Annotated in this window: 12 protein-coding genes; 1 reads left to right on the forward strand and 11 read right to left on the reverse strand. The window is 59.8% G+C overall.

Annotation, left to right across the window (positions count from 1 at the left end):
- Positions 1–7: 7 nt before the first annotated feature.
- The 8 genes from nadE to RBH10_RS02110 all read right to left on the reverse strand — a co-directional run bounded on the left by nadE (position 8) and on the right by RBH10_RS02110 (position 11,411).
- Positions 8–1,006, reverse strand: coding sequence for an NAD(+) synthase (gene nadE, locus RBH10_RS02075; protein ID WP_281038508.1), 999 nt, complete (start codon positions 1,004–1,006; stop codon positions 8–10).
- A complete protein-coding gene (locus RBH10_RS02080) occupies positions 1,003–2,535 on the reverse strand; it encodes a class I adenylate-forming enzyme family protein (RefSeq protein ID WP_281038506.1) in 1,533 nt (510 codons plus the stop codon). Before RBH10_RS02080 ends, nadE begins: the two co-directional genes overlap by 4 nt.
- Positions 2,536–2,553: 18 nt before the next feature.
- Positions 2,554–2,817, reverse strand: coding sequence for an acyl carrier protein (locus RBH10_RS02085; protein ID WP_045019565.1), 264 nt, complete (start codon positions 2,815–2,817; stop codon positions 2,554–2,556).
- Positions 2,814–4,766: an asparagine synthase (glutamine-hydrolyzing) gene (asnB, locus tag RBH10_RS02090; protein ID WP_281038505.1), complete on the reverse strand. Its 1,953-nt coding sequence runs from the start codon at positions 4,764–4,766 to the stop codon at positions 2,814–2,816. The genes RBH10_RS02085 and asnB overlap by 4 nt, the downstream gene beginning before the upstream one ends.
- Positions 4,766–5,779, reverse strand: a complete 1,014-nt coding sequence (locus tag RBH10_RS02095) for a hypothetical protein (protein WP_281038504.1) — start codon at positions 5,777–5,779, stop codon at positions 4,766–4,768. The genes asnB and RBH10_RS02095 overlap by 1 nt, the downstream gene beginning before the upstream one ends.
- A gap of 354 nt (positions 5,780–6,133) precedes the next feature.
- Positions 6,134–8,923 carry a bifunctional aconitate hydratase 2/2-methylisocitrate dehydratase gene (locus tag RBH10_RS02100; protein WP_281038503.1) on the reverse strand — a complete coding sequence of 930 codons (2,790 nt, stop codon included), beginning with the start codon at positions 8,921–8,923 and terminating at the stop codon, positions 6,134–6,136.
- A 180-nt stretch (positions 8,924–9,103) separates the two neighbouring features.
- Positions 9,104–10,120, reverse strand: coding sequence for an aldo/keto reductase (locus RBH10_RS02105; protein WP_281038643.1), 1,017 nt, complete (start codon positions 10,118–10,120; stop codon positions 9,104–9,106).
- Between the two features lie 229 nt (positions 10,121–10,349).
- Positions 10,350–11,411, reverse strand: a complete 1,062-nt coding sequence (locus RBH10_RS02110; RefSeq protein WP_281038502.1) for a LacI family DNA-binding transcriptional regulator — start codon at positions 11,409–11,411, stop codon at positions 10,350–10,352.
- A 184-nt stretch (positions 11,412–11,595) separates the two neighbouring features.
- On the opposite strand from RBH10_RS02110, the gene RBH10_RS02115 reads away from it, so the two are divergent.
- A complete protein-coding gene (locus RBH10_RS02115; protein ID WP_281038501.1) occupies positions 11,596–12,444 on the forward strand; it encodes a sugar phosphate isomerase/epimerase in 849 nt (282 codons plus the stop codon).
- Positions 12,445–12,503: 59 nt separating this feature from the next.
- On the opposite strand, the gene RBH10_RS02120 is transcribed toward RBH10_RS02115, so the two are convergent.
- From RBH10_RS02120 to RBH10_RS02130, 3 genes are read right to left on the reverse strand one after another with little or no spacing between them, the layout of a single operon-like run.
- A complete protein-coding gene (locus RBH10_RS02120; RefSeq protein WP_281038500.1) occupies positions 12,504–13,346 on the reverse strand; it encodes a TIGR01459 family HAD-type hydrolase in 843 nt (280 codons plus the stop codon).
- Complete coding sequence (locus tag RBH10_RS02125; RefSeq protein WP_281038498.1) at positions 13,343–14,620, reverse strand: FGGY-family carbohydrate kinase; 1,278 nt, start codon at positions 14,618–14,620, stop codon at positions 13,343–13,345. The genes RBH10_RS02120 and RBH10_RS02125 overlap by 4 nt, the downstream gene beginning before the upstream one ends.
- A complete protein-coding gene (locus tag RBH10_RS02130) occupies positions 14,617–15,699 on the reverse strand; it encodes a class II aldolase/adducin family protein (RefSeq protein ID WP_281038497.1) in 1,083 nt (360 codons plus the stop codon). Before RBH10_RS02130 ends, RBH10_RS02125 begins: the two co-directional genes overlap by 4 nt.
- Between the last annotated feature and the right edge of the window lie 161 nt (positions 15,700–15,860).

Raw genomic sequence — 15,860 nt, forward strand, 5'->3', positions numbered from 1 at the left:
AAAAGTCTCAGGCTTTCACCTGAACGCCCTCATGGAAATGGATAGGAATGTGGTGCAGATAATGCGCCACCTTTCGCTTGGCGGCGATATCGGTCCAGACGAACCGGACGTTGTCCTCGCTCAGGCCGGTCGCCGTGGCAATCTCGGTCACAGGCATGCTGTTTTCCAGACCATAGAGGCAGATATCCATCTTGTCGTAAGGCAGGGCGAAATAGAACTCTTCCTGTGTCTGCGGCATGGAGTAGGTATCAGTCGTCGGCGGGCGGGAGCGGATTTCCTGCGGGACGCCGAGGTGGGCCGCGAGTTGATAGACCTGCGATTTGTAAAGATGAGCGATCGGCTTGATATCTGCAGCGCCATCGCCGTTCTTGACGAAGAAACCCTGGTCGTATTCCAGCCGGTTCGGGGTTCCGAGCACCGCGAAATTCAGGCGGTCGGCGTGATAATATTCGAACTGCTTGCGCGTGCGCTGCTTCATGTTCGTCGCGGCAACGATGCCGAGATAGGCTTTTGCGGAGAGGCGAACCTTGCGCGTTTCGCCCGATGGCGAACGGACGACCAGCGAGGAGATATTATAGGCGCCGGTACTCATGGCGTTGTCGAAGACGATCTTGGAGGCCCAGCCCGGCCCGTATTCGGGGACAACCTCGCGGATGAAACCATCACGCCTTTCATAACAACCCATCGCGGCAAGCGAAGGGCCGATATCTTCCAGCACACAGTCCATACCGAGCTTCGTCGCCAACGCCTGCCCCAACCGCAGGCTTTCCGGGTCGGAATCATTTTCCGGCATGAACAGGCCAATAACATTTCCTGCCCCAAGCGCATGGACGGCGAGTGCGGCGCAGACACTGGAATCGATGCCACCGGAAATGCCGAGCACCAGCCCGCGCTTGCGCAGGTCGAAACGAAGCGACTTGCGGATTTTTTCGGCGATACGCTCTACCTCCGCCGCCGCATCAAGTTCAAGCGGTGAGAAAGGCAGGCTGTGTGCATTGTTCGTCATCGATTGTTCTCCGTGTCTTGAGCAGCGAGGCGGCGACTGACCTTGCCAGTATCCGTGGTCGGCAGGAAATCGCGAAATTCAACCAGTGTTGGCACCATATGGGTTTCGAGGTGCAGAGCGCAGTAGCGCATGACGTCTTTTGCGGTGATCGCCTCGCCGGATGCGATCACGATAGCCTTGACCGCCTGACCGAAAACCTCGTGCGCAACGCCGACGACCAAGGCGTCCGATACGCCCGGCATGGCTTGCAGCACAGCCTCGACCGCCAGCGGCGCAACCTTTTCGCCGCGCGACTTGATGATATCGTCCTTGCGGGCAACGAAGGTGAGATAACCCTCGGCATCGCATGTAAACAGATCGCCGGTATGAAGACGCATCTGGCCCGTCACGGTGTCAACGTGCAAAGCGCGGGCGGTGGCCGCCTCGTTGCGCCAGTAACCGCGCATGACATGCGGCCCGCTGACCACGAGTTCACCAACTTCTCCGGGCGGCAGGCTGTCACCCGCCTCGTTCACCACCTCGACGGCAGTGCCGGGAATGGCGATGCCGACCGAACCACGTTTCCGGTCGAGGTCTTCCGGCGGCAGAAAGCTGATGCGGGTGCACTCCGTCTGGCCATACATGCAAAACAGCCGGACATGCGGCAGAAAGGTTCGCAGCCAGTCACTGTGGGTGGACGACAGGGGTGCGGCGGCGGCGGTGACGTAGCGCAGGCTTTCGAACAGTGCCGGCGACAGATCACGCGTCTGCATCATGATGGACAGCATGGTCGGCACCAGCGCGAAACCCGTGATCCGCTCTTCGCGGATACGCTCGAAAATCAAATGCGGATAGGCGAAGGACTTCTCGATCACCAGCGTACCACCAACGAAGACGCTGGAGAGCAGCTGGTTCAGGCCATATCCGAACGAAAGCGGCAATACGCCAAGTAGAACGTCCTCCGGCGTATTGCCGAGATAGGACGTAATCGAACGGACGGCGGCATCCAGATTGTCATGCGCCAGCATCACGCCCTTCGGCTCGCCGGTGGAACCCGATGTGTAGATGATCACCGCCAGATCGGTCTCTGGCAGGTTTTGCGGTAGTGCGGCGGGCGGTTCCTCAAGCAACGCGTCGAAATCGACACCATCACCGGGCGGGTTCGAAGCGCCGGAAACGATGCGCAACAGCGGGGAAGAACCGGCCGCGTCCGAAACCATCTTTTCCAGTCGGGCCTCGGCAACCACCGCAAAGGGGGTGCAACTGTCCAGAATTTGCGAAAGGCGCGCGGCCTTGGACGATGGGTTCACCGGGCAGGCAACAGCGCCTGCCATCCAGCAGCCGAAAACCGCGACCGCCATACGCCAGCCATTGTCCAGCACAAGGACGACACGGTCTCCCGGGCTTGCGCCCCGCGCGATCAGAGCCGTGGCGAAAGCCTCGCTCATCGTCTTGAGCTCGCCGTAACTCAGACGCGTTTCACCAGCCACCAGCGCCGTCTTGCCGGCATGGCGCTCCGCACTTCGATGCAGGTAGTGGTCGATACGCAATGGGCGCTTCCCGAAATTTCAGGCGGTCTGCATGCGGCCGATGAAGGCAGCGATGTTGTCGATCGTGTCGAGATTGGCCGGCACGATATCGCCATCGGCAACGCGGACGCCATAACGTTCCTCGATGAAGCTTACCAATTCGAGAATTCCGGTGGAATCGACCATGTCATTGTCGATCAGCGAAAGATCGTCGCCAAACGACCGGCTTTCGTCGCCGAACAGAAAGTTTTCGATAATGAAACCGCGAATTTCGGCTTTCGTGCCGGTGCTTTCAGTCGTCATGTAGAGCTTCCTTCGATTTTTTGCGATTGTGTTGCGGAATTCGAGGTCGTGGCGGCGTGCAGGAGCTGGGTCGAGAGTATCCCGACGAAGGCGGCGTTGTCGCGAAAGCCGGTCGCCTGTTTTTGCCGCACCTTGGATGTCAGCTTTTCGACCGCCAGGGTGTTGAACAGGCCGGTGGTCTTGACTTGACCGGCAGAAAGTACGGCGTCGAGATAGCCCGCATCCGCGAAAGCTTCCGCGTCGGGGGCACGGTAAGGCTGCTTGGGTCGGTTAAGGATCGCATCAGGCACCAGTCCGGTTGCTGCCTGCTTGAGGATGTATTTTTCCTTCAGACCACGCAGTTTCGCCTCGGGATGAAGCGCGGCGGCAAAGTCCACCACACGGGGATCAAGGAACGGAAACCGGCCCTCAACCCCATTGGCCATCATCACCCGGTCGCCCTGGCTGGAAAGAATATAGCCGGGCAAAAGAAATGCTGTCTCTAGATACTGCGCCTGATGTAGCGGATGCCAGCGACGGAAATCCTCCGGCAGTTGTGCCGCAAAATCGGCGGCAGCGTCGTAGTCGCCAAGCTGCGCTTTCAGGTCGGCGGAGAAGAAGATTTTCGCCGCCGCCGTCGAACGCAAACGTGGTCGATGGGAGAAGAGCGGCTCATCGGACGCTTCCGCGCCGAAAGAGAAGAAGCGCGCCAGATAATCCGGCGTCTGCTGTTTCAGTCCCGGCAGATAGGGATAAAGCCGCTGGAACAGTTTCGGCCGGCGGGTCGATTGCGGCTGGCGGCTGCAAAACCGCCGCACGCGCGCCTCGCGGAAAATGTCGTATCCGGCGAATAGTTCGTCCGCGCCCTCGCCCGTCAGCACCACCTTCATGCCCCGTTCGCGCACATGCCGGGAGAGCAGGTAAAGCGGCACCGGCGCGGTGCGAAGAATGGGCGTCTGCACATGCTCCATGACCTCAGGCATGTATTGCGCTATGTCCTGCGTCGAACACTCCGTGGTTTCGGATGCGACGCCAAGGTGCTGGCTCATCGCTTTCTGCCAGATACGTTCGTCGTGCTCCTCGCTTTCGAAGGCCAGCGAAAATGTACGCAGGCCTTGGCTGATGCTTTCGGCGGCCAAGGCGGAAACGAGGGAGGAATCCAGCCCGCCCGACAGATAGGAGCCGACAGGCACATCGGCGCGAAGCCTGATCCGCGTTGCGTCGGTGAGCAACGCCGTCAGTTCCTCCACCTGGGTACCGAGGCTTGCCGCCGGTGCCACGTCCTTGCTGTCAGGATAGGAAAGCTGCCACCAGCGCCGCACGGTGGACGTGCCGTCGCGCAGGATCATCATATGGCCGGGCGGCAATTCGTGAATACCGCGAAAGGCGGTACGCGGCGGCAACGGAAACCAGAATGTAAATATCTGATCCAGCGCCACCGGATCGATTTCAGCCGTCATTCCCGGCAGGGCCAGAAGCGCCCCGATCTCGGATGCGAAATAAAACGTGCCTTCGTGCCATGTGTAATAAAGCGGACGAACACCCATGCGGTCACGCGCAAGCACCAGCGTGTCGTTGCGGGCATCATGCAGGGCGAAGGCGAAGTCCCCGTTGAATTCATTGAGGCAATCCAGCCCCTTGTCGCGATAATCATGCAGGATGACTTCGGTGTCGGAGTGGGTGCGGAACTGATGGCCGCGCGCCGACAGCGTTTCACGCAGTTCGACGTGATTGAAGATTTCGCCGTTGAAGGAAATGGCGAGATCGTCCTCCACCGTGTGCATCGGCTGCGCGCCATCGGCGATGCCGACAATCGCCAGCCGTGCGTGGGCAAGGCCGACATCGCCACGCAGCAGGGTTCCATGCGCATCCGGACCGCGATGACTAAGGCGCGACGCCATCAGAGCAAGGCGCTCGTTTGCGCGCTCGGCCGGCATGTCGTGTCGGTAAAATCCGGCAATTCCGCACATTATTCGACCGCCTGACCAAAGCTGTCGCCGATAAGGCGCGTCCAGCTTTCACCACAAAAGCCGTTGAAAAAAGCCGTTCCATCCGTCGCCGCCTTGACGAGGTCCGCGTTGCGCGAATGCACGATGGTCGATGACGCATGCAGGAACGTACATTTCTTGCCAAGCATCGCCCGAAGAAGCGCCGGCTGGGTGCGGCCTCTGATCGCAACAAGACCACGCTCATAAGCATTGCGGATCAACCGGTCGATGACGATCTGCTCTTGCCCCGGCACAGCCATAATCTGCACCGTCTGGCCGATACCCTTCGGATTGCCGTGGTAAAGAAAAAGCCCTATCGCCCTGCCCGCTCGGGCTCTCACGATCCGCTGGACCGGTTCGCCATGCAGACGTTTACGTCTGGCGTGATCGAGCATGGTCAACAGACCTTCCTCGCTCCACACCGGACGGAGCGGAAACTGCCCGACGAGTTCCTGCGCCAGGCGCGCGAATTCGGCATCACTCGCCTCTTCGTCGGTAAAGCTGTCCACCTTGTCTGGCTGCGATGCATAATAGGACAATGCCCGCCCGTGGCCACGCGCAGAAATGGTTCGATCGATGATCTTGCTGAGCGGCGTCAGCGCACGGAAAGCGCCGGAAAAACGGGTAGCGGCAATTTCCAGCCCGAATGAAGCCGGACGCAAGATCCGCAGCCAATCCAGACTGTAGGAGGCGAGCAGGTGGCCACGCATCGTCCTCCACATTTCGGCGGAAACGTCGTTGATCGTCTCACCGAACGTCAGATCCTGCGGCCCGCCCAAAACCTCGCGCAGCAAACGCGCTCCGGCAAACGGATCGGTCTCACGGTCTTCAGCGACAAAGGAAGAACAGACAGCGGCCTGGATATTCCGGCCATTAAGCTCCATCGCCACGGGCAATACGCCCAAAAATCCAGACACGCGTCCGTCGTCGCGCACATAGACCTTGGAGTGGATATCCGGATTTATGTTTGAATTGTCGAGGAAGATGGTACGCAAATATGAGGTCAGATCATCGGACGCGGCCCCATCCTTCTTCCGTAAAAAACGGTGAAACATGTCAGCCACGGACACAAGATCGTCCGCAATAAATGAGCGTATTTGAGACATACTCGCCGCTTCTTGCCGGGTAGATGTTTAATCGCTAGTAATAATTATCCTATTCTGCCGCAGGCGTATTAATCAGAAGTTATGTGCCGGCGCATTTTCGCGTGATTGTGGCGTTTTGCAAACAATTTGGCGAATAATTTCAACCCTAGAGCGCACCCGGTTTAAACGAAGTTCGGTGGGCGCGCTCTATACCCTTGTTTTTACACATTTTCCGGACGTAAAACTGTCACGTCCGGAAATGCTTTAGTATTGGACGGACAGGGCGTCGATCGGAGCAGCCTTCGGCGGCGCGAACTTGGTCAGATCGATGCCTTCGACGGCCGCCTTGTATTCCTCAGCACTCGGCGTGCGGCCAAGGATTGCCGACAGCACCACGACCGGAGTCGAGGCCAGCAGCGATTCACCCTTCTTCTCGGCGGTATCCTCAACCACACGACCCTGGAACAGACGGGTCGAGGTTGCCAGAACGGTATCGCCCTTCTCCGCCTTCTCCTGGTTGCCCATGCACAGGTTGCAGCCCGGACGTTCGAGATAGAGGATGTTCTCGTATTCGGTCCGGTTGGTGGTCTTCGGCTTCAGATCATCGAACTCGAAGCCCGAATATTTCTGCAGGATTTCCCAATCGCCTTCTGCCTTCAGCTCATCGATGATGTTGTAGGTCGGTGCAGCGACGACCAGCGGCGCCTTGAACTCGACCTTGCCTTCGGTCTTCTCGATGTTCTTGAGCATTTGCGCGACGATCTTCATGTCGCCCTTGTGCACCATGCACGAGCCCACGAAACCGAGGTCCACCTTCTTCGTGCCGCCATAGTAAGAAACCGGGCGGATCGTATCGTGGGTGTAGCGCCGGGACACATCGGCGTTGTTCACATCGGGGTCGGCAATCATCGGCTCGTCGATCACGTCCAGATCCACGACGACCTCGGCGAAATATTTCGCATTGGCATCGGGGGTCAGTGCAGGCTTCTCGCCCGAACGGATTTCGGCGATGCGCGCATCCGCCTTGGCAATCAAGCCCTTCAGCGTGCCGACGGCATTGTCCATGCCCTTATCGATCATGATCTGGATACGCGACTTGGCGATTTCCAAAGACTCGATCAGTGTCTCGTCCTGCGAAATGCAGATCGAGGCCTTGGCCTTCATCTCGGCCGTCCAGTCGGTAAAGGTGAAGGCCTGGTCGGCGAGCAGCGTGCCGATGTGGACTTCGATGATACGTCCCTGGAAGACGTTGTCGCCACATTGCTTGAGCATCTGCGCCTGGGTCGCATGGACCACGTCGCGGAAGTCCATATGCGGCTGCATCGTACCCTTGAAGGTCACCTTGACCGATTGCGGGATCGGCATCGTTGCCTCGCCGGTGGCCAGCGCCAGCGCCACAGTGCCCGAGTCGGCACCGAAGGCCACACCCTTGGACATGCGGGTATGGCTGTCGCCGCCGATGATGATCGCCCAGTCGTCCACGGTGATGTCGTTCAGCACCTTATGGATTACGTCCGTCATCGAATGATAGACGCCCTTCGGGTCGCGGGCGGTGATCACGCCGAAATTGTTCATGAAGGACATGAGTTTCGGAATGTTTACCTGGGCCTTCTTGTCCCAGACGGACGCCGTGTGGCAGCCCGACTGGTAGGCGCCGTCCACGAGCGGCGAGATGACCGTGGCCGCCATCGCCTCGAGTTCCTGCGCAGTCATCAGACCCGTGGTGTCCTGCGAACCGACGATGTTCACCGTTACGCGAACATCCGAGCCCGCATGCAGCACCTTGCCGGGGGTCACGCCGACGGCATTGCGGTTGAAAATCTTCTCGACCGCCGTCAGGCCCTGACCTTCGACGGTGATTTCCTTATTCGGTGCGAAGACCGGTGTGGCCTCAACGCCAAGCGTTTGGGCCGCAAATGTCTGCAGCTTCTTGCCGAAGACGATGGCATAAGAGCTGCCGGCCTTCATGAACTCCATCTTCTGGGGCGTGAAGGCGCCAGCAACATCGACCAGCTCCTTGCCGTTCTCGTCACGGAGCTTTCTGTTCTTGGCGTCGATCTTGAGGACGGTGCCGGTCTCGACCGAATACTGCTGCTCAAGGATTGGGTTGCCATCGTTGTTGAGGATCGGCTTACCGTCTTCACCGGTCTTCTTGGTCCAGTTCTTCAGGTTGATGCCGATGCCGCCGGTCACGTCGACGGTGGTCGCGAAGATCGGCGAGATGCCGTTGGTGCCTGCGACAACAGGGGCGAAGTTGACGAAGGGCACATAGGGGCTGGCCTGCTTGCCGGTCCACAGCGCCACGTTGTTCACGCCCGACATGCGCGACGAGCCCACGCCCATCGTGCCCTTTTCGGCGATCATCATCACCCGCTTATCGGGGTGCTGCTTCTGCAGCGCGACGATTTCCGCCTGCGCTTCCGGCGTGATCATACACTGGCCATGCAATTCGCGGTCCGAACGCGAATGCGCCTGGTTGCCGGGGGACAGAAGGTCGGTCGAGATATCGCCTTCGGCGGCGATGAAGGTCACGACCTTGATCTCGTCCTCGACATCCGGAAGCTTGGTGAAGAACTCAGCCTTCGCGTAGCTTTCGAGAACGCCCTTCGCGACGGCATTGCCTACCTTGTAGGCATCGCGCAGCCGGAACATGTCGGCGTCATAGAGGAAGACCTGCGTCTTCAGCACTTCACCCGCCTGCGCGGCAAGCCCGGCATCATCACCGAGGGCAACGTCGAGCAGCACTTCGATAGAGGGACCGCCCTTCATATGCGACAGCAGTTCGAGGGCGAAGGTCGGCGTAATCTCGGGAACGAGCGTTTCGCCGAGAATGATCTGCTTCAGAAAGGCCGCCTTGACGCCAGCGGCGCTCGTGGTGCCGGGCAAGGTGTTGTAGATGAAGAACTTGAGGGCATCCGGCCGATATTTGCTACCGGCATCCCTGATCAATGCAATGATTTCGCCGGTTAATCCGCCATCATCAATCGGCTTGGGAGCGAGCCCTTGAGTTTTTCTGCTTTCGATCTCAGCCAGGTAATCCAAGTAAAGGTTCATCGCAATCCCAACGTCATGAGGTGTATGGCGCTGAAACGCAGCGCCACCAAACACTATTGTTAATCGGCCCAGGGTCCTATGGATTTCGAGTACGTCAACCAAGGCCGGAAGGCAAGATACCGCATTCTGTTTGTTTCTGTCATCGATATGGGAACAGGGAAACACGCAGGCAAGGACGCGTCAAATGAAGGCCGTGGCCGGCACCGGAGCCGCGGGATTGATAAGGCCCGCCTGCCGCAATTCGCGCCAGAAATCGGCAGGCACCTGTTCCGCGAAGGCCGCGCTATCTTCCGCGATGCGTGCCGGCTGACTGGCGCCCGGAATAACGCCGGCGACGGCGGGATTGGCCAGCGCGAAATGCAGGCCGGCGGCCTTCATGCTGACGCCATAACGCTCGGCAATCGCCTTGATCCGGGCAACCTTGTCGAGGATCTGCGGTGTCGCCGGCGCATATTCGAAGTTCGGGCCGCCGACCAGTGCGCCGGAACTATAGGGGCCTCCGACGACGATGCCGAGACCGCGCTCAGCAACCATCGGCATCACCCGTTGAAGCGCGCGGTCGTGATCCAGCAGCGTATAACGACCAGCGAGCAGGAACCCGTCCGGACGCGGCTCCTCTAGCCCGAGCAGGAGCTCGATCGGCTCGACGCGGTTCACCCCGAGACCCCAGGCCTTGATGACACCCTCGTCGCGCAGACGATCGAGAACCTTGAACGCACCGTTGCGAGCACTCTCGAACACGCTCAGCCACTCATCGCCGTAAAAATCCTGAGCAACGTCGTGCACCCAGACGATCTCGATACGGTCGGTCTTCAGCCGCTCAAGGCTGCCCTCGATCGAACGCAGCGTCGCGTCAGTGGAATAGTCATTCACAACCTTGTTGGCACGGCCGTATTTGAAGACACCGTTCTCGCCGAAACCGCTGTCGCTGACGTCTTCGATCTCGTCGAGCACGAGCCGGCCTACCTTGGTGCTGATTACATATTGGTCGCGCGGCTTGTCCGCGAGCGCTTCGCCCATGCGGATTTCTGCAAGACCCGCGCCGTAGAAGGGTGCGTTGTCGAAATAGCGTATCCCGTCGTTCCAGGCTGCCTCCACCGTCGCCAGCGCCTCCTCCTCGGGAATGGCGCGAAACATGTTGCCAAGCGGCGCTGCCCCAAACCCAAGTCGGCTGGGGAGAAAATCCTTGAGTGCCATTTTCATCGTTCCTTCCTGGGTGTTGTCGGCGGGCATGCGATGCCGGCCGCTTGAGCAGTTGCCTGTTTCGCAGTCTACACGCTGGTGTCCCGGCGGCCAGATAAAACCCCGTGGCGCAAATGCAGAATACCTCTATCGAGGGGTTCTGCCGAAATGGAATCGAGGGGTCGTGTCCCTGTCTTCTACGTGAAGACTGCCTGAGGCGCTCTGACAGTTCGGGCGTCAGACCTCACTCGATATCTTTCAGGGCATCCAGCGGCCCGGTCCGCGCCGTGCGCGGTGGCACAAGCGTTGGCGGCACGAGATATGTGACGGCTGGGCGGTTATCTGCTTCGAGGATCGCAAACCCCTTGGTGATCATGGCCTCACTGTCCTGCCGGATCATGAACACGGGAAAAGGCAGGAAGGAGCCGAAGGGATCGTAGTCGTAGCAGCCGACAACGGTATCGGTCAGGGTCTCCTGCGGATGACGGGCGAGGAAGCGCATCAGACCTTCAAGATTGATCGAGGAATTGACGAAGAAGACGCGCGGCAGCTTGCCGTGATCCTCGAAGAAGGCTTCGAAGGCGCGCGCGGTCATGCCGGGAGAATACCCTGTCGACCGGATGCAGTCATCGCGGTCGTCGCCGCTAAGCATCGAGCGCTTCATGTCCCGGAAACCGCGGATACGTTCGCGGCTTGCGTGGTCATCACGCCCGCCGAACAGGTAGATATCATCAGGTCCGACCACGCCGTCCCGTTGCGCTCGCTCGATAATCGCTTGCGTGAGCTGACGGGCACCCTCGTAATTGTCGCTGATGACAGAGGGGGCTTTGGTGCCCGGAAGGTCGATATTGACGTGGCGCAGCCCCGCTTTTTCGCAGATTTCGTGCACGCCATCAGGGTCCGTCGCACCCACGATGAATAGCTCGTCAATTGAGTAAGATATCAGTGTTTCCACCACACGACGTTCCTCTTCCGGATCGCGGCAGGCACTGACGACAACAGGGCATTGGCCGCGGGTCCTGACCTGTGCTTCGAAATTCTGCGCCATGGCGGAAAAATAGCGGTTGTCGTAGACTGGTAAAAGCAGGCCGACGAGGCCCGAACGGGAGGAGCGAAGGCCACGGGCCTGCATATTTGCCGTATACCCGTGTTCTTCAGCTAACTTCTGTATGAGTTGCGCCGTCGCTTCCTTGATGCGGCGTTTGCGCCAGCTTCCGTTGAGCACCGCGCTAACTGTCGAAGGGGAGCTGCCCGAGAGGACAGACAGATCATAGATCGTCGCCTTCTTCTTGCTGGTTTCAGTCATACACGTTCCTTTCCGTCTCCCTTTCAATTGATCCACTTGACGAAGGCCCAATACCATCTAATAATTTTGCACCATCGATTGTGCAAACAAGAAATATCGATTGTGCGAGATGGTTCGCCACCCTTCGACGGTCTCAGGCGTATGTTGCCCGTCTCCGTCGCGCTCGAAATAGGAGGATACCACCATGGAAGGTTTCGGCGTTCACACCAGCATGTGGACCATGAACTGGGATCGCGCAGGCGCGGAAAAGGCGATTGCCGGCGCGGTACACTACAAGATGGACTTCATCGAGGTCGCACTGCTGAATGCACCTGCCGTCGACGCAAAGCACACCCGCGACCTGCTTGAAAAGAACAAGCTACGTGCCGTCTGCTCCCTCGGTCTTCCCGAGCATGCCTGGGCCTCCGTTCGCCCCGATCAAGCGATCGAGTACCTGAAGGTAGCAATCGACAAGACCGCTGAAATGGGCGCCGAAGCCCTTTCCGGTGTCATCTTCGGCGGTATCGGCGAGCGCACCGGCGTGCCGCCGACCGAGGCCGAATACGACAATATCGCCAGAGCGCTCGCCGCCGCCGCAAAACATGCCAAGTCATATGGCATCCAGCTCGGCGTCGAAGCCGTCAACCGTTATGAGAATCATCTGATCAATTCGGCCCGGCAGGCGGTTGATATGGTGGAGCGCGTCGGTGCGGACAATATATTCGTCCATCTCGACACCTATCATATGAACATCGAGGAAAAGGGAGCCGCAAATGGCATCCTCATCGCCCGTGATCACCTGAAATATATCCACCTGTCAGAGAGCGATCGCGGTACCCCCGGCTACGGCAATGTGCCTTGGGACGAAATCTACGCCGCGCTTGCCGCTATCGGCTTCAAGGGAGGTCTCGCCATGGAGAGCTTCATCAACATGCCACCGGAAGTGGCCTACGGCCTCGCCGTCTGGCGGCCGGTCGCGCGCGACATGGAAGAGGTCATGGACAAAGGACTTCCGTTCCTGCGCAACAAGGCCGAGCAATACGGGCTGATCTGACCCCGATATGCCGCATCCCTCGATCACGGATCAGGGATGCGGTAAAGTCTTTTTGTTGCTCAGACCGTGAACCGATCCATCAGGAAATCGGGACGAACACCATATCCGGCGGCAATATCAGCCAGATCGGTGTCGGGCTTTTCCGCAAGGATGCCGGTCCTGACAAGGCAAGAGGCAAGGCCTGCGCCTGCGGCCCCGGCAATATCATGTTCGAGGCTGTCGCCAATACAGACGATGCGGCCTGAAGGCGGGTTCTTCAAAAGCGACTGCGCATGCTCGTAAATCGCAGGATAAGGTTTGCCGAACCAGCGAACCGGGCCGCCAAGTTCCTGATAGGCAAGCGCAATGCTGCCGGCACCCGGCGCGACACGCCCGCCGGGCGCCAGCTTGTGACGATCGGGATTGGTGCAGTAACACGGTACACCGCGCCGCGCGGCCGGTTCCAGCTTTTCGCGGTAGGCCGAGAGCGGGATCGTCTCAGCTTCGCTTCCGGAAATGATCACGATGTCGGCGATGTCGGCATCTTCGACACTTTCGAAACCGAGACGGTCGGCGAGATTGCGGTCGAGGCCACTGGAGATGGTGAGGCAGCGCATGCGCCCGCGTCTCTCCGCTGCTTCCCGAGCCAGAATGGCGTGGGCGACATCGCCAGAGGTGAGAAAATGATCGAAACCCGCGCGATCAAAACCAAGCTTGACCAGCCGCTCCGCATTGTAATCGCCGCTACGACCCGAATTTGAAAGAATGATAATGGTCTTGCCCGAAGACTTCACATGCAGCAGCGCATCGTTGGCGCCCGGATAGGCGCGCTCGTCATCCCGCAATACGCCAAACTGGTCGATGAGGAATACATCGTAGCGGGCGGCCAGCGCAGCGAGAGTCGTATAGGGTGCAATGCTCATGACCAGCGGACCTTTCCGGCGAGAACCAGCGAGGCGGTGCCGACGGCAGCCTCTGCCGAGCGGGAGGGAAGAAAGGGCACACCCAGCGCATTTTCCCGCATGCGGGTCCAGGCCGGGTTCACCGCGCCGCCGCCAACCGAGCGCACGGATCGCACGGCAGGTCCGCCAAGTGCTGCCAGCCGGTCGTAACCCGACTTTTCGATGGCGGTGATGCCTTCCAGCATAGCCTGAAAGAAAACGAGAGCGTCGTCGGGGCGAGGCTCCAGTCTTGGCGGATAGGCGGCATCGTTGATGGGGAAACGCTCGCCCGGCCTCAGGAGCGGATAATAATCGAGACCAGTCGGCTCGTCCGGCCGAAGATGCGGCGTCATCGCCTTCAATTGCGCGCTATCGAAGAAGTTGCCTATGACGGCGCCGCCGGAATTGGAGGCCCCACCGGCAAGCCAGAAGTCGAGAATGCGGTGGGAATAGATGCCATAGTCTGCGGCGTTGATGGGTTGGGAGGAGGCAAGCTTCACGACCAGCGTCGAGCCGAGCGCGGTGACGCCATCACCCGTAGATGCCGCACCTGTCGCGAGGAAGGAGGCGCAGCCATCCGTCGTCCCCGCATGATAATGGCAGCCAGACGGCAAACCGACGGTTCGCCCTACCGCACCGACCTCCGACAGAACCGCACCCGCACGCCGGACTTCCGGCAGAAGGGCGATATCCATGCCGCAAGCTTCCAGCCATTGAGGCCATGCCTCGGCGGCAAGGTCATAACCGGTCTTCAGCGCATTGTTCTCGTCGCTCAATGGCACGTCGAGGCCGAGCTGCATGAGGATCCAGTCGGCCTGATGCACGATCACCCGCGCGCCGGGCTGACGCGAAAGATGAATGGCGCGCGCAAGCGCTGATGTCGCGCCGCGCGCCGGGCTGTCGGCCGGCGCATGCCGTGCGATGCTGTCGACGATCGCGGCATCCGGGCAAGCGTCGTTGTACATCAGGACATCGCCGACAGGCGCACCCCTGGCGTCGATGGCAAGCACCGTGCCGGACGTACCGTCGACCGCAATTCCCTCCACGGCGACAAGCGAGAGGCGCGAAGCAAGCTCGCCCAGACAAGCCGTCACGCCACGCCACCAGACGGCGGGCGAGCGGGCAGTCACGGCATCGGGAAAGGGAAAGGCGGCCATGTCCAGCGGCGTTCCATCGGCGGCAAGCGCTGCGACACGCACTCCGGATGTCCCAAGATCGACCCCCAGAGAGACAGCGGGCTTCGGCGCGCGGCTCATGCCTGCCTGCTCGCCTTGCGGTCGAGCGCCTGACGGTATTGCTCGGCCTCCCAATGGGTCAGTTCATGCTCCTGCGCGGGATCGAGATAGGCCACCGGCGCACCCTCGGGAATGCGGGATACCACTTCGGCGAGACACCGTGCCATCACGCGTCCACCATCAGTTAGCTCATTGGCCAGCAACACCCCCTGCCCCAGGGCAAGCAGCATCTTGGGAACAGCAAGCCCCTGTAGACGGCGTTGATCGGCATAGGCAGCGGCGGTCTCATCATTGGCGAGAACGCCGATTTCGGTGCCCAGGAATATGATATGGTCGGGATAGAGCGAACCTGCGGTCGCGATTGCAGCACTTGCCGGGGTGAGCGCCGTCTTGTGGCTCCCGGCATCCAGCGCCGCATGGAAATCCGAACCATCCGCCAATGCTTCGAGCCGCACCATGTCGGCCGGTGTCGACGGGCGTTCTTCTACGCGCAGCGCGGCAGTCACCCTTGCGACGCGCTCCCGCACCTCCTCCACTGTGTCCCCCGTAACGATGATGCCATGGTTGAACAGGATCAGCACATCCGGCCTGCCTGCCGCGACCCGGTCAATCTCATGCGCGAGCGGAGTGCCTGGGCGACGATAGGGGATTGTGACATAGGCAAGATCCGGCAAGGCCGCCATTCGCTCGCCAATAACGCGCTCGCGATCCTCAAGCACGGAAAGCGCAATCGCCTCGACGCAATGATAATGGGCAACGACCGCCTGTGGCAGCACGGCGTGAAAACTCGTCTCGATCGACGGACGCAGGCCGGAAGTATTTAGCTCCGCGACCACAAAATCCGTCGCCTTCTCGGCGCTTGGATTGCCGGACCGTAACGCTTCCACCAATGGCGCGACCCTGACCGGAACCATGATATCCCGCTGCCCGGCTTGGGAAAGCCAGGTGCCGGAAGCCTTCACCCACATCACTCCATCGCGTTTGAAAGAGGTGTTGCCACCGGCCCCTTGCGTTTTCAGGATATCGCTGCCGATCGCCTTTGAAAGCGCGAGAAATGCGTCGAGGGCAGAAACGTCGCCCGCCGGAATATCTGAACCCATGGCTGCCATCCTCCAACTACGTCAACTTGCTCTATTTGACGAACGATATGAGCAAGATTTTGCTAAAAACTGTATTTGCATGAGTGAAATACGTCAACAATGAAAATTTGTATCACTTATGTTGACATATATGACCTATCGTGATCATTTTTCTTCATCGG

Origin of the sequence: Rhizobium sp. AN73, from assembly GCF_030757975.1 — a bacterium.
Taxonomy (GTDB): Bacteria; Pseudomonadota; Alphaproteobacteria; order Rhizobiales; family Rhizobiaceae; genus Agrobacterium; species Agrobacterium arsenijevicii.